The organism is Veillonella intestinalis (genome assembly GCF_943193155.1).
Classification (GTDB): Bacteria; Bacillota; Negativicutes; order Veillonellales; family Veillonellaceae; genus Veillonella_A; species Veillonella_A intestinalis.
This window is the reverse complement of sequence record NZ_CALPDB010000001.1, coordinates 309,740-326,684: the sequence shown is the minus strand read 5'-3', so window position 1 is coordinate 326,684 and position 16,945 is coordinate 309,740. Positions and strand designations below refer to the sequence as shown.

Genomic DNA, 16,945 nt, shown 5'->3' with positions numbered 1-16,945 from the left:
TCTCACATAGTGCGTTAAAGACAAATGCTTTTAAATTTAAATGAAATTACGCACGTTCAATGTACTGACCAGTGCGAGTATCAACGCGAAGCACATCGTCAACTTCGATGAACATCGGTACTTTAACTACATAGCCAGTTTCAAGCGTAGCTGGTTTGTTACCACCAGTGGCAGTATCACCACGGATACCAGGATCAGTTTCAACTACACGAAGTTCTACGGCTACTGGCAAATCAAGACCAATTACAATACCTTGGAAGAACATAATGCTTACTTCCATATTTTCAAGTAAGAAATTCTTAGCTTCACCTAATTGTTCAAGAGTTAGTTCAACTTGATCATATGTTTCGCTATCCATGAAGGTATAGGCACCATCAGCTTCGTATAAATATTGCATACGACGACGGTCTACATGAGCTTTAGGTACTTTTTCACCAGCATTGAATGTACGTTCAACTACAGCGCCAGTTTGCAAATTTTTCAATTTACAACGAACGAAAGCAGCCCCTTTCCCTGGTTTTACGTGTTGGAAGTCAACTACTTGCCACACGTTGCCATCGAGCTCAACTGTTACGCCCGGACGAAAATCATTACTAGAAATCATTTAAATCCCTCCGTTTAACCTTTTACTTCTATTAATTCTTTCGAGGTATGAGTCAATAGTTCATAACCCTCGTCAGTAACAATAACACTGTCTTCAATGCGAAGACCCATTTCACCAGGCAAATATACCCCTGGCTCTACAGTAACAATCATATTAGATTCTAATACTGTATTAGATTTTGGTGAGGCCACTGGCTCTTCATGAATATCAAGACCAACACCATGACCTGTGCCATGATTAAAATAGCCTTCATAGCCAGCCTTATAAATACTATCACGACAAGCAGCATCTACAACCTTACCAGTCACACCAGCTTTAACAGCCGCTAATCCCAGTAGTTGGGCCGTAAGAACTACGTCGTATAAATTACGTTGTATTTCTGAAGCCTCACCCATAACAATCGTACGAGTCATATCTGAATGATACCCTTTATAAACGGCCCCAAAATCAAAGGTAACAAAGTCGCCCCTTTCAATCACTTTATTAGACGCAACACCATGCGGCATGCTAGAGCGATGTCCTGAGGCTACAATGGTTTCAAAAGATGGTTCTTCAGAACCACGACGCATCATTTCAATTTCTAAAATAACACGCACTTCTTGTTCAGTCATACCTACTTTTAATTGAGGTAGCATAGCAGCAAAAGCTTCATCAGCAATCTGAGCCGCCTTGCGCATTAAAGCCAACTCATCCGGTCGTTTCACGGCCCGTAATGAAGTTAAATTCACTGACGCAAACTGACTATCAGTAAGCACTTCTGAAAAGGTTTGGTATGTATCTACTGGCACATAGTTCCCTTCAAAAGCACATACAGCTAAGGAAATTTGTTGCTCCTTGCATATTGTTGTAATACTGTCCCATACTGACGAAGTATACTGAATTACTTCATAGCCTTCGCATTGTTGCTGTGCCTGTTCTGTATAGCGACTATCTGTAATTATATACGCTTGTTTAGGTGTTACAAAGCCTACTGCCGTAGTACCTGTAAAACCAGCAAAATACCTAAGATTGGTCTGGCTAAGCAAGAGTATGCCATCATACTGGTGCGCAGTCAAATAATCCTGTAGGCGTAATAAGCCATTCATGATAAGACTCCCTTGCTATAAATTTTTTCATTTCATGATACCATAAATTACGTATTTTGACTATAGTTTTTCCACGTCTTCCTCATCAAGATATGCAAAATCACCTAAATTTTCAATTCCAGCTAAAGTTAAATGACCTACTGATAGACGCCGTAAATAAGTAACCTCACCACCAGCAGCCCCTATCATCCGTTTTACTTGATGATATTTACCTTCTTCAATACTGATTTGAGCTTTACCTGGCTCTAATACCTCGAGAATAGCTGGTTTACATACTGTGCCATCGCCTAGAACAATACCTTCTTGTATACGTGCCAAACCAGTGTCAGTGAGTTCACCGGCATATTCAATATAATACAATTTAGAAATATGTTTTTTACCATTTATAATACGATGAGCCCACACACCATCATTAGATAACAATAATAAGCCTTCTGTATCCTTATCTAATCGTCCCACTGGAACAACACCCATGGTTAAAAATTCAGGTGGCAATAGTTCCATTACTGTGGGATGACGTGCATCTTCTACGGCACATACATAGCCAGCTGGTTTATTGAGCTTGACATAATAATTCTGACGACTATCGATAACTTCACCATTTACAGCAATAACCTGTTCTGGAATATTAATGGCTTGGTCTTTTTTAGTAGCAACTATTCCATCAACAGTAACTAAACCTTGCTTAATTAAGCCATGAACTTCTTTACGACTACCCAACGCTTTATTAACAAGAAATTTATCTAAACGTAAACGCATGCTTCAACCTACTACTTTATAGTTAAACTTTCTAAATGTTTCGTATAGTTTAATAAACTTAATGTGTTATGATCATCTTCTGTTAAGCCATAGAATTCTATACGACTAATCGATGTGTTCCCTTGACTAAAATTCCAAGCAAAATGAAGTGGTAAATTTAACATTTTACAAATCAGTGTACGATTAGTACCGCCATGAGCAACAACTAGAATCGTTTTATCTTCACCTACTTGACTCATTTCTTCCCGTAAAGCTTCCCAAGCTCGAAGTTGCACATCTTGAAACGATTCACCATTAGAGATTTTCACTTTATCAGGGCTACGATACATTGTGTAAACAGCTTGTGGCCATTTAGCTTCAATTTGATCATACGTTAAACCTTCCCAATCGCCAAAATTAATTTCTCGTAAGCGCTCATCGGTACGGAATGGGATTTGGCGCTCCCCTAAAATTGTCTCAGCCGTAATGCGAGCTCGATCTAAGTCACTGGCAATAATCGTATCAAAATGAACAGAGGCTAATTCTTTGGCAACCGCTTCTGCCTGAGCAATACCAGTTTCATTTAAAGGAACATTAGTATAACCTTGATAAAAACCTGTACTATTCCATTCAGTTTGACCGTGACGTACTAAATAAATTGTGTGCATGGGCGAACTCCTTTACATATGAGATTAATAATTCATTATTAGCTCTATCTTTAACTGCTATACGAAACCAACCAGTTCCCAAACCTTCATAGGCCTCACAACTACGAATTAATAGATTTTTTGTCTCTAAAAATTCCATAAAGTCCTGCAAACTTGGAGACTCTGGTTGCCAATGCAATAGCATAAAATTAACACTTGGTGGTAAAACGGTTAAAAAGTGAAAGGCTTTTATAGCGCCATAAAGCCATTCCTTTTCTCTTGCCACTACAGCGCGACTTTTCTGACGATATACTTCGTCTTGAAGAGCCCCTATACCATACTGTGCCGCTAAATGGTTCACTGACCAAGCAGGAATAAATTGTTTTATAGCGTTTAAAATTTGAGGCTGTCCTAACAAAGCACCTAAACGTAAACCAGGAATGGCATAAAACTTTGTAAATGAATGAAGAACTAGGATATTGGGATTTTCTTCAATATAAGGCCGCAAACTATGACTTTCATTGGTAAATTCAATAAATGATTCATCCACCAGTAATAAACTACCGGATTCTTCAGCTAATTTAGCTAACTCAATTACTTCACTAACCATCTGTAAACTACCATCTGGATTATTAGGATTACCCAAACAAAGCAGTGTTTGAGTATTATTTTCTTTTGCTGCCACTAAATATTCACGCAATACATCGTAAGGAACCTCAAAATGATAGGTAGGTGACTCTTCCAATCGTAATGAATACGATTGAACTTTAATATTCTGGGCCATAGCAGCTAACGCATATTCTGAAAAACCAGGAGCTGGAACCAATACTTGCGCGATTCTCTGTAACTCCATTAAAGCATATAGCAACTGAGCGGCCCCATTACCAAATAAAATATTATCTTTTGGCACGGCTAATAATTTGGCAGCTACCTCTAATAAAGCCTCATTATTAGGATCTGGATAGTGAATAACTTCCTCCACATGCCCTAAAAGAGCTTCTTTTCCCTTAGGACTTAATCCTTGCGGATTAATATTGGCACTAAAATCAACAATATCTTGGGGATTAACGCCATGGGCTGCAGCTATTTTATAAATATTACCACCATGTATATTTTTCATAAGTTAGCACCTCCCTAGCGTTTCATAAACGTAATACCTTCATTCGTTGTCTCAACCGTATCTAAATAATGTAATGTTGGTAACGCTTGCTGCACTGCCGCTCGACAATCAGCTAACGGTGAACCATCTGACGGAAAAAGTAATCCCATTATAGTACCACTATGGGCAATAATAGTCCCAACGCTATTAAAATGATTTCCTATTTCATGAAATTCATAGAGCAAAGGCTTATATAGAATACGCTGATTAGCAAAGGCACTTAAGGTAGCAGCTTGACCAATAAGCGACACGTTATGCTGTGCTAAGCCCTCTTTAAATAAAGCCAATGATTCTAAAATATAAGGCTCTTTTTCAGCAATCAAATCATGCAAACCAACTTGAGCATTAAAAGCTACCGTATCAATTTCGCCACCTTCATCAAAAATCATGATTTTCATAGGCGGACACTGCCCCAATGGCTCTGTAATAACACCAGATATATAATCAAATTGAACAACACCAGGATAAAAGGATGCATCACTCGGTTCGATACTAAGACAAATATCTTTTAACTCTTCCAAAGTCAAAGGTCGCCCATGAGCTAATGCAGTAGCCATAGCAGCTACACTAATATCAGCACTACTCGAAGCCATGCCTTTCCCCTGAACAATATCTGATCGTACATAGACTGTAGGCCCTGGCGTTTCTTGGCTCCACATTACGGAATCAAAAGGACGTTCATTCATCAATAACCGTTTTACTTGTTGCGCCGCTAAGGCAGCCTTTGGTTGCAATGAACAAAAATAAGGCCGTAATGGTTGTTTGACCTCACTAAGAGCATACGAATAGCGATTGATTGGACAGGTAACCAAAAATGGTTGACCATCAATGGAACCTTGCAAAAATTCACCGCACGTCCCTGGTGCTCGCACATAATATGACACCTGTCGTTCCTCCATACTAATATACAAAAAAATATAAAATCACACAGTAAATAATCAGTAAAACTCTTGTAAACTGTTTTTATTGTAAAAACCCGAATCCCATTGCAATAGCAGCTAAAACTAATAATACTTCCGTAGTTTCAATAACGAACCCGTAAGTATCACCAGTCACACCGCCTAAATGTTTAGAAATATAAGTATTTAATATTATATTAAGAATAATACCAATTCCTAAAAAAGTAGCATACTCCCAATGAAAATAAAGAGCTGGTAAAAGTACAAATAAAGTAGACCACCAAAGAGTACTCTTTGGTGAATAAACGGCAAAGGCCTTCCCCATCCCTTCAGGTCTTGCATATGGGAATAAACGTATACTTAACACCAATGTATATCGGCTAATAATAGGTAAGAACAGTAACAAGGCGCATAAAAATTGTGGACTTACATGGGCTAATAATTGCCATTTTAACAAAGTAAGGAATACAAAGCCTACTACGCCATTAGAACCTACTCTACTGTCTTTCATAATTTCTAGCTTACGTTCTCGATCGCGACCAGAAAATAAGCCATCACAAGTGTCCATAAATCCATCAGCATGGAGGCCACCAGTAAATAAAAATTCAAAAATAACCAATAATAAAGCAAGTAATTGAATAGGTAATACATCAGCTAATAGCCAATATAATACTGCCATAAAGGCCCCAATAACCAAACCTACTAAAGGAAAAGAAATTACACTTTTGCCAAAATCATGAATATCCCATTCTGTCTGATTCACAATTTTAAGGCGAGTCAAAAATTGTAAGCCAATAAAAAATGACTTCATACTATCACCAAGATTCTAGAAATTAAGGCTGCTAAAACAACCCCTAATAAAGAACATACATACATCATACCAATAGTCTGTTGGATATGAATTCCTCTCATAGGCACATCAGGATTACCCATATATTCCCGAAATGTCATGGTATCACCATACTTGTTATAGCCACCTAAACGAATATGCAACGCACCTGCTACGGGTGCTTCTGCATAGCCACCATTAGGACTAGGATGTTTAGCCGCATCTCGTTTCGCTATATGCCAAGCATTACGCCAGTCATGGCGCAAAATATAAGCGGTTGCAATATATAGGAATAACGTAATTCGGGCAGGAATCCAGTTAACAAGATCATCAAAAAGAGCTGCTACCCTACCAAAATAAAGATAGCGTTCATTTTTATAGCCTAACATGGAATCCATTGTATTGGCTGTACGATAAAATAAAGCGCCTAATGGTCCAAAAACAGCAAAGAAAAGCAAAGGCGATATAATGCCATCTACAGTATTTTCAGCCACTGTTTCAATAGTAGCACGTGTAATCTCACTTTCATCTAATTCCGAGGTGTCACGTCCTACAATCCAGCCCACTTTGCGTCGTGCTTCTGGCAAGTTTTTTTGCTGTAACAAACGAGCCAATTCAAGACCTGCTTCAGCCAGTGACCGAGGGCTAATTGTAATATATACAATAATAATTTCCACTATATATGCAATCCATGGATGAATAGTACCAGCAATAAGAAGCACTATAAAACCAATTCCAGTGACCGTAAGAAGTGTTAAACATACAGTTAAAGCACCATATGCTATTTTCTTTCTAGACGAATCTGTTTGACCATATAACAAATTTTCATAAAAAGATATAACCTTACCAATCAATACAACTGGGTGATATTGACTTTTAGGATCACCTAACAAGCAATCTAATAAAAAGGCCCACACAGGAATAAAAAAGTAGGCATTATTTACAAACCACTCCATTAGGCTTGTTCCTCTAATAAACTATCAATATAATCCATATCTAAATGCTTTTCTACAATATCCGCTAAGCGGTTATAGGCTGCATCTTTGTGTTCAAAATAATGGAATACTTCATCAAGTGGTGCCAATCCTTTTTTAGTGCGTAACGCATTGATTAAATGACGGCGCAAACTATCATTATCTAAAATACCATGAATATAGGTACCCATAACTTGGCCTGATTCATTAGTAAACCCATCCATTACATTTACTGGTTGCTCACTTCTTGAAGTAATATTAAAGCACTCAGCTACAGCACCAACACCTCGCGTATCGCCCATATGAATTTCATAGCCGCGTAGTCCTTCGCCACTATAATTCATACCTAAAAATGCTAACTTTGTTGTATTAAATGTAACTTGATGTGTCATTTTAGTACCAGTCATAGTTGTTTCAGTTGGCAATAAACCTAGGCCGTTTAATTCTGGAATATCTCCTTCAACACCATCTGGATCATGTAGCTTTTCACCTAACATTTGGTAGCCACCACATACGCCAAGCACTGGAGTTCCCTTTGCGACTAAAGCTTGAATATCTTTATCATACCCACGATCCTGTAGATACTTCAAATCAGCCAATGTATTTTTTGACCCTGGTAAAATAATTAAATCTGGGTCCCCAATGGCATCGCCAGGTTTTACAAAGCGAACTGCTACATCCGGCTCATAAGCTAACGCATCAAAATCAGTAAAGTTAGAAATCTTAGGAGTCTGCATAACAGCAATCGTAATATCACGATTAATAGTAGTATGTTTACTTTCAAGCGCTACCGAATCTTCTTCATCAATATCAAGGTTTTCAATAGCAGGAATAACCCCTACTACTTTACGACCAGTTCGTTCTTCAATAAAATCTAAAGCAGGTTTTAATAAATTAATATCACCACGGAATTTGTTAATCACAATCCCTTTTACAAGGTTACGTTCTTCTGGTTCTAATAATTCTAAAGTACCTACAATAGAGGCAATAGCGCCACCACGATCAATATCAGCAATAAGCATAACTGGACAATTTGTCATCTTAGCTACACGCATATTTACAATATCATTGGCTTTAAGATTCACTTCAGCAGGACTGCCAGCCCCTTCAATGACAATCATGTCAAAATTTTCATCTAAAAATTGGAGACTTTCTTTCACCTTATCAAGGGCCGTTAAAGAATATTGTGTATGATATTCTTTAGCACTATAAACCCCTACAGGTTTTCCCATTAATACTACTTGTGAAGATTGATTACCTGTAGGCTTCAATAGCACTGGGTTCATCTGCACAATAGGGTCAATTCCTGCCGCTTCCGCTTGTGCTACCTGAGCACGACCGATTTCATCGCCCCAGCGCGTTACATAAGAATTTAAGGCCATATTTTGCGCTTTAAAAGGAACTGTCTTTAACCCTCTACGATAAAAAATACGGCACAGTGCCGTTGTCAAAATACTTTTACCAACATTAGAGCTTGTTCCTTGAAACATGATTTTCTTAGCCATTATATATGAACCTCCTTGGATTTAAGTTCTGTTGTAATACCACTAATGGTAAAATACACCTCATCAGCTGCTTTGGCTACGGCTTGATTAAGTAGGCCTGCTATATCACGGAAAAAACGAGCTAATCGATTTTCCGGTACAATGCCTAAACCTAATTCATTAGTCACAAATACAACTGTTTTTTGAGCTTCACGACTTTGTGAAAGAATTGTTTCGACTTGACCTACTAAGGCCTCTGCTATTTCATTACACGCAGCTTGCGTGTGAGGTTCTGATTTGAGCATGGCATTGGTAGCATACATTGTTAAACAGTCTACCAAAATGACATCGCATTGTTCTAAAACCTTTGGCCATGAAGCGGGCAGATCATAGGGAATTTCATAATTGTGCCATATTAAACCACGGCGTGCTTTATGCTTAGCTACCCGATCTTCCATTTCATCGTCAAAAATTTGACTCGTTGCAACATATCCCTTCGTTCCTGGTAATGATAATACTAACTGTTCCGCAAATTCGCTCTTACCGCTACGAGCGCCACCAGTGCATAGGATGATTTTACTCTTTTCATCTGTCATGAACCGCTATACTCCTACTGTTAATTAATAGACACTACTTGCTTTTTGGGTCGCTATAAGTATACAATAACTTCATATCAATACCCATATCTCCCATTATACACCGTTTAGGAAATCTAGGGAGAATAAAAAAGGAGTGTTTATTTTATGGAAATGAAAAATTTTTATGTTAAACTAATGGCCACTTTATGGGAGAATACCTATCGAGCTGTCATTACTGACCAAAATGAGCAATATGCTGCTACAGCTCGTGTCATCGTAAATATTCCCCTACCGCCTGAAGTATTACCTGATAACGCCCCTGCAGTAGAACCACAATTACTAGTGCTCATTGAAGATGGCACTATTGAACCAGAAAATTTAATTGAATTTGAAACTATTCTAGCGGCTAAAATCCGTGAAAAATTCCAATATGAAATTAGCACTGTATTTTTCTATTATCCAAGCCCTGAAGATGTACTCAATACAGGTACTATTGACTTAAAACCAGAATAAAGGTTCAATAAGATACAATACAACTAATTTTAGTCAATAATAAAAGCTATGTTACGCGAATAATTCGGTAACATAGCTTTTTTATATGGTTGACCATATTCCGTATTCACGCGTCCAGCAAGTATGAAGTTACTGCCACTTCAACTACGTGAAACACAAGAACACAATGAATACATAGAGATGGCCTATTATAGTTCAAACTCAGCACGAGCTAACATATAGCAACAATCAGATAAACGATTTAAATAACGAATATTTACATCGTGGATTGCTTCACCTGATTCAGCAGCTCGCCATAAAGCTCGCTCTGCACGACGCGTTACAGTACGACATTGATGCAATAAAGCCGAACTTTTCTTATCACCAGGAACGATGAATTTAGTAAGTGGCTCCATTTTAGCATCATAGCTATCGATAATTTTTTCAAGATTTTCAATATGAGCATCGGTAATGGTTGGTTCTTGACCTAAGCTAGCTACATCAGCCATTAATTGCCATAATTCTTTTTGGATTCCATAAATTACTTGCTGAATGTCATCATGCTCAGAGAAAGCACGAGCAACGCCCAACACCGCTTGAAGCTCATCAATCGTACCATAAGCCTCTACGCGAAGTGACGCTTTAGAAAGACGTTCACCAGTATACAAAGAAGTTGAACCTTTATCACCTGTTTTAGTATATACCTTTGCGTTCATACTATCACCTCTTGTAATATAAATAATTAAAATTCAGGGAACCACAACGCAATTTCACGTTTTGCTGTATCAACAGCATCAGAAGCATGTACTACATTTTCATCAATAGCCAAGCCATAGTCCCCACGAATTGAACCAGGATTTGCTTTTAATGGATCGGTAGCCCCATTCAACTGACGTACAGCAGCTACAGCGTTTTCACCACTCAACACCATAGCTAGTACAGGACCAGACGTAATAAAATCGATTAATTCTTGGAAAAACGGTTTTTCTTTATGCTCTGCATAATGTTCGGCCGCTAACTCACACGGTACTTGCATTAATTTTAGGGCACTAATTGTTAAGCCTTTGCGCTCATAACGAGCTAAAATTTCACCACAAAGTTTTTTCTTTACTCCATCAGGTTTTACGAGTACTAACGTGTGTTCCATGATTCCCTCCTAGCGCATACGCGCAGCTAATTCTTTTAACTTTTCAATACGAGATACTGTACTTGGATGAGTACTAAATAAAGAACTAGTAAAGTCCTTTACATTGCTTAATGGATTGATAATGAACATATGAGCCGTTGTACCTACTTGTGATTCACTAGTTGGCAGTGCACCATACTTAGCATAATAATCAATTTTGCCTAACGCTGATGCTAACGATAATGGTTTGCCACTCATTTCAGCCCCACCTTCATCAGCTAAATATTCTCTTGATCTAGAAATAGCCATTTGAATTAAAGCTGCTGCAATAGGTGCTAAAATAATCGTTGCCAACATAGCAATAGGATTAGCCCCTTCACGATCGTCACTGCGACCAAAGATAGCAAAAAATTGCATCATATTAGCAATCATAGTAATAACCCCAGCTATACTTGCCGCAATGGTACTAATTAAAGTATCACGATGCTTAATATGGGTTAATTCATGCGCTAATACCCCTTCAATTTCATCATCAGTCAACAGCTCCATAATGCCTGTAGTAACCGCCACAGCCCCATGTTCAGGATTGCGCCCAGTAGCAAAAGCATTAGGTACCTTAGATTCAATAATATATACCTTTGGCATTGGTAAATTACCACGCTTAGCTAAACTTGCTACCATATTATATAACTCGGGATTATCTGTCGCCGATATTTGACGTGCATTATACATGCTGAGAACAAGCTTGTCACTATTCCAATAACTGAACAAGTTCATCCCCATAGAAATAATAAACATCGTCAAAAGACCAGTCCTGCCAGCGACCAACTGTCCGATTACCATCAATAAGCCAGTCATTAATGCCAGTAAAACAGCTGTCTTTACATTATTCATAATTTATACTTGCCTCTTTCTTCAATGTATCCTTCATACACACATGGTCGGAACGACAAGATTTGAACTTGCGACCTCTACCACCCCAAGGTAGCGCTCTACCAAGCTGAGCTACGCCCCGATGAATAGTATTATATCAACAATTTTGAAAAATATCTATTCACACTATAATTATATAGTAATTGCCTAATTTTGGCAATTTACATACTTAGCACCCTCTGTATCAGCTTCTACTACATACGCATGGGACGCAATGCCATTTTCGGTAAATACTTGTGCCATAGCATCTTTTACGAGTTCAGCAGATGATCTAGGACAATAGGCAATTAACGTTGAACCAGAACCACTAATAGTCGCACCATACGCACCATTAGCTAAAGCAGCCGCAAAGACTTCCTCACAATGAGGAATTAAGGCTTTACGATAAGGTACATGAAGATAATCTTCTAGAGCAACGCTTAAATACTCCAACTTATGTTGCAATAAAGCCGTAACAAACAAAGTAGCGTGACTTACATTAGCTACAGCTTCCTTATGAGCAATTTCTTTAGGTAAAACGCTGCGTGCATACTCTGTTGCCACAGTTACTTCCGGTACAACTACAGCAAATACCAATTCCTCTGGCAAGTCAACAGTAGTATATAATAAACCACTTTCATGATTCACAGAACATACTAAATTTCCTAATAAAGCTGGTGCTACATTGTCAGGATGACCTTCAATTTCATTAGCAAGTATTAGTAAATCATGCGTGCTCAAAGGTGAACTTAACGTTGCATTAGCTAACATTAGGCCCGCTACAATAGCTGTAGAACTACTGCCAAGACCTCTTGATGGCGGAATAGCAGCTTCACTATGAATTGTGCCATATAAAGGCTTTACGTTAGCTTTTTTAAATACTTGCGCCATCGCAAAGCCAACTAAATTATGAGTCTGATCTTCTTTAGCTAATAAATTGGCATCAAAACCGGCAAAGGTATACGTATTAGTAGTAGCCATTTCATCAGGCGTGAAAGAAAATGTATTATATAATTCTAAAGCAAGGCCTAATGAATCAAAACCAGGACCACAGTTAGCACTTGTGGCTGGCACTTGTACAACAATAGATTCCATTCCTTGCCTCCTAATCTGCCATAATAGGAATAACACTGCCAACTTCACGAACTACACGCAAATTATTAAAGGCATTAATTACATTTACAATATAAGAACGTGGACAAGAAGAAGTAACAATCGCAATAGTCGATGTTGTTTCACTTTCGTTACGCTGTGTAACAGCTTGCACCGAAATTCGTTGTTCTGCTAATTTAGTTGCTACTTTAGCCAATACACCTGTAGAGTTATCTACTAAAATACGGATATAGTAGGACGATTCAATTTTGCCAGAAGAATACAGATTTTTCTCGGAAAAATAGAATGGCGCTAAGGCCCCTAAATGATTAGTGCGAATATTTTTAGCCACTTCCATAATATCGCCTACAATAGAACTACCAGTTGGTAAGCTCCCCGCACCCCGACCGTAGAACATAGCATCATCAATGCCATTACCTTTTACATATAAAGCATTATAAGAACCACGTACTGAAGCTAATGGATGATTACTCGAAATGAACGAAGGATGTACATTTAAGGACAACCCTTTTTTAGTCTCTTTAGCAATCCCCAATAATTTAATGGTATAGCCAAATTCTTTACCAAAAGCGATATCGGTAGCATCAATCTTAGTGATCCCCTCAACCGATACATCTTCGAAGAAAATACGTCGATTGAAGGCAATGGATGATAAAATAGCTAATTTACGAGCTGCATCAAGACCTTCAACGTCAGCAGTTGGGTCTGCTTCCGCATACCCTAAGGCTTGCGCTTCAGCTAGTACTTCCTGATAGCCAGCTCCTTTTTCAGTCATATTGGACAAAATAAAATTCGTCGTACCATTCAAAATTCCTACGATTTCCGTAATTCGATTCCCTGCTAACGATTCATAGAGAGTACGAATAATCGGAATGCCCCCTAAAACGCTTGCTTCATAGCGTAAATCAACGTTGTGCTTAGCTGCTAAGTCTAAAAGATAAGGGCCAGCTTCAGCTAATAAGTCTTTATTAGCGGTAACTACACTTTTACCTTTAGTGAGCGCTTTTTCGATACATTCGCGAGCAAAGGTGGTGCCCCCCATAACTTCTACTACCACTTGAATGGTAGCATCATCTAATACCTCATCCACTTGTTCAACAAAAACTGTATTAGCTGGTAACGCTACATGACTATATTTTTCTTTATTGCGCACATAGATTTTAGCTACTTCAACAGGCGCGCCTACTCGATTAGCAATTAAATCAGCATTTTTTACAAGTAGTTCAAAAGTCCCTTGTCCTACTGTGCCGAAACCTAATAAGGCTACTTTAATTGGTTCCATACTATCCCTCTCTCTTTATAGGAGTGCCCCGGCCTATTAATATAAGTCGGGGCTACACCTATATGTATAATTACTGTCTAACAATATACTCTAAGTTAACGTGATTAAGCTTGGCCTAAAATTTCTACACGTAAAATCCCACGAATAGAACGGATATTATTCAAGCATTCTTCTAATGGGGTGGATAAATCCTTAGTTTCAAAGGCAATCGTTACATTCGCAATCCCTTGTAATGGAATATCCTGATTAATTGTTAAAATGCTACCATTACTTTCAGCAATGGTGCGCAAAATACTAGATAACATACCAGCTTCATTAGACATAGAAATAGTAATTGATACGATTTTACCCTGTGCAATTTCATAGAATGGGAATACATAATCTTTATATTTATAATAAGCAGAACGACTTAAATCCATACGTTCTACAGCTTCATTAATTGTTTTAGCTTCCCCTAATTTTAAAATTTCTTTTACTTTAATTGTCTTTTTAATTGCTTCTGGAAGAATATCTTCTTGTACCAAATAGAATTTGTCTTTCTTTAACTTAGCCAATGTTCTTACCTCCATTTTCTCCTTCAATTGCCGCTGCGCCAGCTACGAATTGTCGGCCATATAATGTAAATACGGAATACATACCTATAAAAAACGGCAAATACTCGGCAATTACTCGCCAACCGACAGCAACGATGCCAACAGTCCCTACGGGCAAGAATGAAGTAAACAAATAAATAAATAATCCCTCTGCCACGCCAGTACCACCAGGTGTTGGCGCAAAATACAGAATTAAATTTAATAATATCATCCGACTGAGGACTTCCACAATCGGTATATCCCAAGTAAAGGCGCACATCAGTGCTGGAGCAATCGCATATAAAGCTAATAAACTAAGCCCTGATTCGATAAAAACTAATAATGATTGTAATGGTTTTGCATATAACAATGAAAACCCTTCATTAAGTTCAGTCAGTTTAGCTAACCACGCTTTAGGATTGCCTTTTTTGAATCGTTCTGCCAACATATAGACAAAACGCTTCATTAAATTGGTCCGCAATACATAGAGACCAACAATTGTGCAAACGACTAAAAATAAAGATATTTCTAGTAACGCTTCACGACTAATATAGGGAATTGTAATGGAACTATGTAAAAAGATAACTGGTAACATTACAATTAAAAACAAAATTGAAAATACAGTACGAATCAGTACAATGGGAGCCCCTTTCATGACTGGCACACCATAACTTTTAAGAATTAGCACTTGAGCTACAGCACCACCGCTAGCCCCGGGAGTTAACATGGCCATAAAATAGTTGCCAAAAATTACTCGCAAAATGGCAATAATCGGTAAATCATAACCACCGATATGCACGAGCCGTTGTAATCGCAAACCATCAAAATACATTCCTACTGCTAAGGCTACCAAAGCCAAAAGCAAAGAACTGAGATTGAATGTTTCAAGCGTAGCTAAAGAATCTAAATCAATAGTAAAGTAAATGGTGAGTCCTGAAATAACTACCAGCACCAAACCTAATATTAGGCCTCGTTTTAAAACTTTATTCATTCACACTCACCATAATTAACTAGCTGAATTTGGTGGAACTGAATAAATTGTTTTACTGGTTCTGCACACATTGCGGCTAATTCGCCTTCCCAATGATAATTCCATGGGTATAATGAATTAAGAAGTCTATCATTATTACCTGGATGAGTCATAATTTCATGACTACCACGTGTCGTAGCAATACGCTGAAGAATTTCCATCAATCGGTCTTCAGTTAACTGACCACCACTCATCATCCCCCAAAAATAACGGGGCGACCAAATCCCCATTTTACTGGATAATGTATAGGCTTTATCAGCCACTTCAGCTAACCCTACCTTACCAGCAAGACGTTCCCATTGCGTTATGCCATTACGGAAAAAACGATCTTCTGCAGGAATTCTCATTTTTTTAATCCCATAACGCCGCAATAGCGTAACCATAATCGGTGTTATTTGTGGTAACACATGAAGATGTTGATGACCATCCGCATGAGTAATAGGTAAACCAGAGGAAACAACTTTTTCAAATTGTTTGTCTAATTCCTTATACACTTCTTCAAAGTTAATGGCTCCCGTCATAGCTTTTTTTATAAAGTCTGGATAGGAGTTGAGAAAGCGTCCATTTTCTAACAAAGTAGGTACTTCCTCAGGGTCACATAGAGGCTTTAAACCACCTACTAAGGCTGTATGTACACCAATACCTAACTGAGGAACAGTTTTTGCAAGAGTTACAGCTTGATCAAAAGCCTCCCCATTTGCTAATAATGATGTACTTGTAATAATCCCCTCGGTATGCCCTTTAATGATACCTTCGTTGACAGCTTCATGTAAGCCAAAATCGTCGGCATTAACTATTAATCGAATCATACGCACCTTCTATTCTTTTAATCCTTGTTCATATAAAGAGGATATATGTTATTTTAACATATGTCTATTGGTAGTGTATAGTGTTATTTTGTGAATATACTATAATTTTAAGAATACTTGCAAAATAACCACAAAATTTAAAGTTCTTTCGGCAAAGCTTGCCAAACTTTCTGCTGTAAATCCTTTAAAGGAATTTGTAATACGTGAGATGCTTGCTTTAAATCTTCATACTCTAACGAAGTATTGACTAACTGCCCTTTATAATACGATCGCTTAATATGAATCTGTTGCCCTTCATAAAGAAACTCACTAAATTCCCGTTCACAAATAATACGATTAACAGGAAAAAAGCGAAAGCCAATCGTTGTGGTATTTTGAAAAATTATTTCACTTAGTTCATCCAACTGACTATGATTAGCTAATACACTTAACAAAATAGCTGGGCGACCTTTTTTCATAATAATCGGTGTTAACCATGCATCATTAGCACCAGCTTGTAATAAGATATCCAGTAAGGGACTATAAAACTCTGGATTCATATTATCTATATTCGCTTCGATTTGTATTAAATCAATCTCCTTACTTGCCTCCTTAGTTTCCATAGCCACTCCT

General features: G+C 37.9%; 20 protein-coding genes and 1 tRNA gene. 1 reads left to right on the top strand and 20 read right to left on the bottom strand.

From position 1 onward, the window contains the following. Window positions 1–46: 46 nt before the first annotated feature. The 10 genes from efp to cobU form a co-directional block, all read right to left on the bottom strand. Window positions 47–604, bottom strand: a complete 558-nt coding sequence (gene efp, locus NFR44_RS01460) for an elongation factor P (protein WP_251440380.1) — start codon at window positions 602–604, stop codon at window positions 47–49. A gap of 14 nt (window positions 605–618) precedes the next feature. After that, window positions 619–1,689 carry a M24 family metallopeptidase gene (locus tag NFR44_RS01455; protein ID WP_251440377.1) on the bottom strand — a complete coding sequence of 357 codons (1,071 nt, stop codon included), beginning with the start codon at window positions 1,687–1,689 and terminating at the stop codon, window positions 619–621. 60 nt (window positions 1,690–1,749) lie between these two features. Then, complete coding sequence (locus tag NFR44_RS01450; RefSeq protein WP_251440375.1) at window positions 1,750–2,448, bottom strand: pseudouridine synthase; 699 nt, start codon at window positions 2,446–2,448, stop codon at window positions 1,750–1,752. Between the two features lie 11 nt (window positions 2,449–2,459). Beyond that, on the bottom strand, window positions 2,460–3,095 hold the full coding sequence (gene cobC / locus NFR44_RS01445; protein ID WP_251440373.1) for an alpha-ribazole phosphatase: 636 nt from the start codon (window positions 3,093–3,095) through the stop codon (window positions 2,460–2,462). Next, window positions 3,058–4,194, bottom strand: coding sequence for a pyridoxal phosphate-dependent aminotransferase (locus NFR44_RS01440; RefSeq protein WP_251440372.1), 1,137 nt, complete (start codon window positions 4,192–4,194; stop codon window positions 3,058–3,060). The genes cobC and NFR44_RS01440 overlap by 38 nt, the downstream gene beginning before the upstream one ends. Before the next feature lie 14 nt (window positions 4,195–4,208). Continuing rightward, window positions 4,209–5,117 carry a GHMP family kinase ATP-binding protein gene (locus NFR44_RS01435; RefSeq protein ID WP_251453926.1) on the bottom strand — a complete coding sequence of 303 codons (909 nt, stop codon included), beginning with the start codon at window positions 5,115–5,117 and terminating at the stop codon, window positions 4,209–4,211. A gap of 79 nt (window positions 5,118–5,196) precedes the next feature. Next, window positions 5,197–5,943, bottom strand: coding sequence for an adenosylcobinamide-GDP ribazoletransferase (cobS, locus tag NFR44_RS01430; RefSeq protein ID WP_251440367.1), 747 nt, complete (start codon window positions 5,941–5,943; stop codon window positions 5,197–5,199). Further along, entirely contained in the window at window positions 5,940–6,917 is a 978-nt protein-coding gene (cbiB, locus tag NFR44_RS01425) for an adenosylcobinamide-phosphate synthase CbiB (RefSeq protein ID WP_251440365.1), read from the bottom strand. The genes cobS and cbiB overlap by 4 nt, the downstream gene beginning before the upstream one ends. Beyond that, window positions 6,917–8,440 (bottom strand): cobyric acid synthase, encoded by a 1,524-nt coding sequence (locus NFR44_RS01420; RefSeq protein ID WP_251440362.1) that lies wholly within the window; start codon window positions 8,438–8,440, stop codon window positions 6,917–6,919. Before NFR44_RS01420 ends, cbiB begins: the two co-directional genes overlap by 1 nt. Next, the gene (gene cobU / locus NFR44_RS01415; RefSeq protein ID WP_251440359.1) at window positions 8,440–9,015 is read right to left on the bottom strand and encodes a bifunctional adenosylcobinamide kinase/adenosylcobinamide-phosphate guanylyltransferase; all 576 of its coding nucleotides are present in this window, start codon (window positions 9,013–9,015) and stop codon (window positions 8,440–8,442) included. The genes NFR44_RS01420 and cobU overlap by 1 nt, the downstream gene beginning before the upstream one ends. Before the next feature lie 147 nt (window positions 9,016–9,162). On the opposite strand from cobU, the gene NFR44_RS01410 reads away from it, so the two are divergent. Beyond that, on the top strand, window positions 9,163–9,510 hold the full coding sequence (locus NFR44_RS01410; protein ID WP_251440356.1) for a hypothetical protein: 348 nt from the start codon (window positions 9,163–9,165) through the stop codon (window positions 9,508–9,510). A 188-nt stretch (window positions 9,511–9,698) separates the two neighbouring features. Here the strand turns inward: NFR44_RS01410 and NFR44_RS01405 are convergent, their stop codons facing one another. The 10 genes from NFR44_RS01405 to larC2 all read right to left on the bottom strand — a co-directional run bounded on the left by NFR44_RS01405 (window position 9,699) and on the right by larC2 (window position 16,935). Further along, the gene (locus NFR44_RS01405) at window positions 9,699–10,205 is read right to left on the bottom strand and encodes a cob(I)yrinic acid a,c-diamide adenosyltransferase (RefSeq protein ID WP_251440352.1); all 507 of its coding nucleotides are present in this window, start codon (window positions 10,203–10,205) and stop codon (window positions 9,699–9,701) included. A gap of 26 nt (window positions 10,206–10,231) precedes the next feature. Beyond that, window positions 10,232–10,636, bottom strand: coding sequence for a nucleoside-diphosphate kinase (ndk, locus tag NFR44_RS01400; RefSeq protein WP_251440349.1), 405 nt, complete (start codon window positions 10,634–10,636; stop codon window positions 10,232–10,234). A 9-nt stretch (window positions 10,637–10,645) separates the two neighbouring features. Further along, entirely contained in the window at window positions 10,646–11,509 is an 864-nt protein-coding gene (htpX, locus tag NFR44_RS01395; protein ID WP_251440345.1) for a zinc metalloprotease HtpX, read from the bottom strand. A 44-nt stretch (window positions 11,510–11,553) separates the two neighbouring features. Further along, window positions 11,554–11,630: transfer RNA gene (locus NFR44_RS01390), tRNA-Pro, on the bottom strand. 65 nt (window positions 11,631–11,695) lie between these two features. After that, entirely contained in the window at window positions 11,696–12,622 is a 927-nt protein-coding gene (gene thrB, locus NFR44_RS01385) for a homoserine kinase (RefSeq protein ID WP_251440343.1), read from the bottom strand. Window positions 12,623–12,632: 10 nt separating this feature from the next. After that, window positions 12,633–13,922, bottom strand: a complete 1,290-nt coding sequence (locus NFR44_RS01380; protein WP_251440340.1) for a homoserine dehydrogenase — start codon at window positions 13,920–13,922, stop codon at window positions 12,633–12,635. Window positions 13,923–14,026: 104 nt separating this feature from the next. After that, on the bottom strand, window positions 14,027–14,476 hold the full coding sequence (locus NFR44_RS01375; protein ID WP_251440337.1) for an ACT domain-containing protein: 450 nt from the start codon (window positions 14,474–14,476) through the stop codon (window positions 14,027–14,029). After that, a complete protein-coding gene (locus NFR44_RS01370; RefSeq protein ID WP_251440334.1) occupies window positions 14,469–15,485 on the bottom strand; it encodes a lysylphosphatidylglycerol synthase transmembrane domain-containing protein in 1,017 nt (338 codons plus the stop codon). The genes NFR44_RS01375 and NFR44_RS01370 overlap by 8 nt, the downstream gene beginning before the upstream one ends. Continuing rightward, complete coding sequence (locus NFR44_RS01365; RefSeq protein ID WP_251440333.1) at window positions 15,482–16,333, bottom strand: ChbG/HpnK family deacetylase; 852 nt, start codon at window positions 16,331–16,333, stop codon at window positions 15,482–15,484. The genes NFR44_RS01370 and NFR44_RS01365 overlap by 4 nt, the downstream gene beginning before the upstream one ends. 137 nt (window positions 16,334–16,470) lie before the next feature. Next, window positions 16,471–16,935, bottom strand: a complete 465-nt coding sequence (larC2, locus tag NFR44_RS01360) for a nickel pincer cofactor biosynthesis protein LarC2 (protein ID WP_251440330.1) — start codon at window positions 16,933–16,935, stop codon at window positions 16,471–16,473. Window positions 16,936–16,945 lie beyond the last annotated feature (10 nt).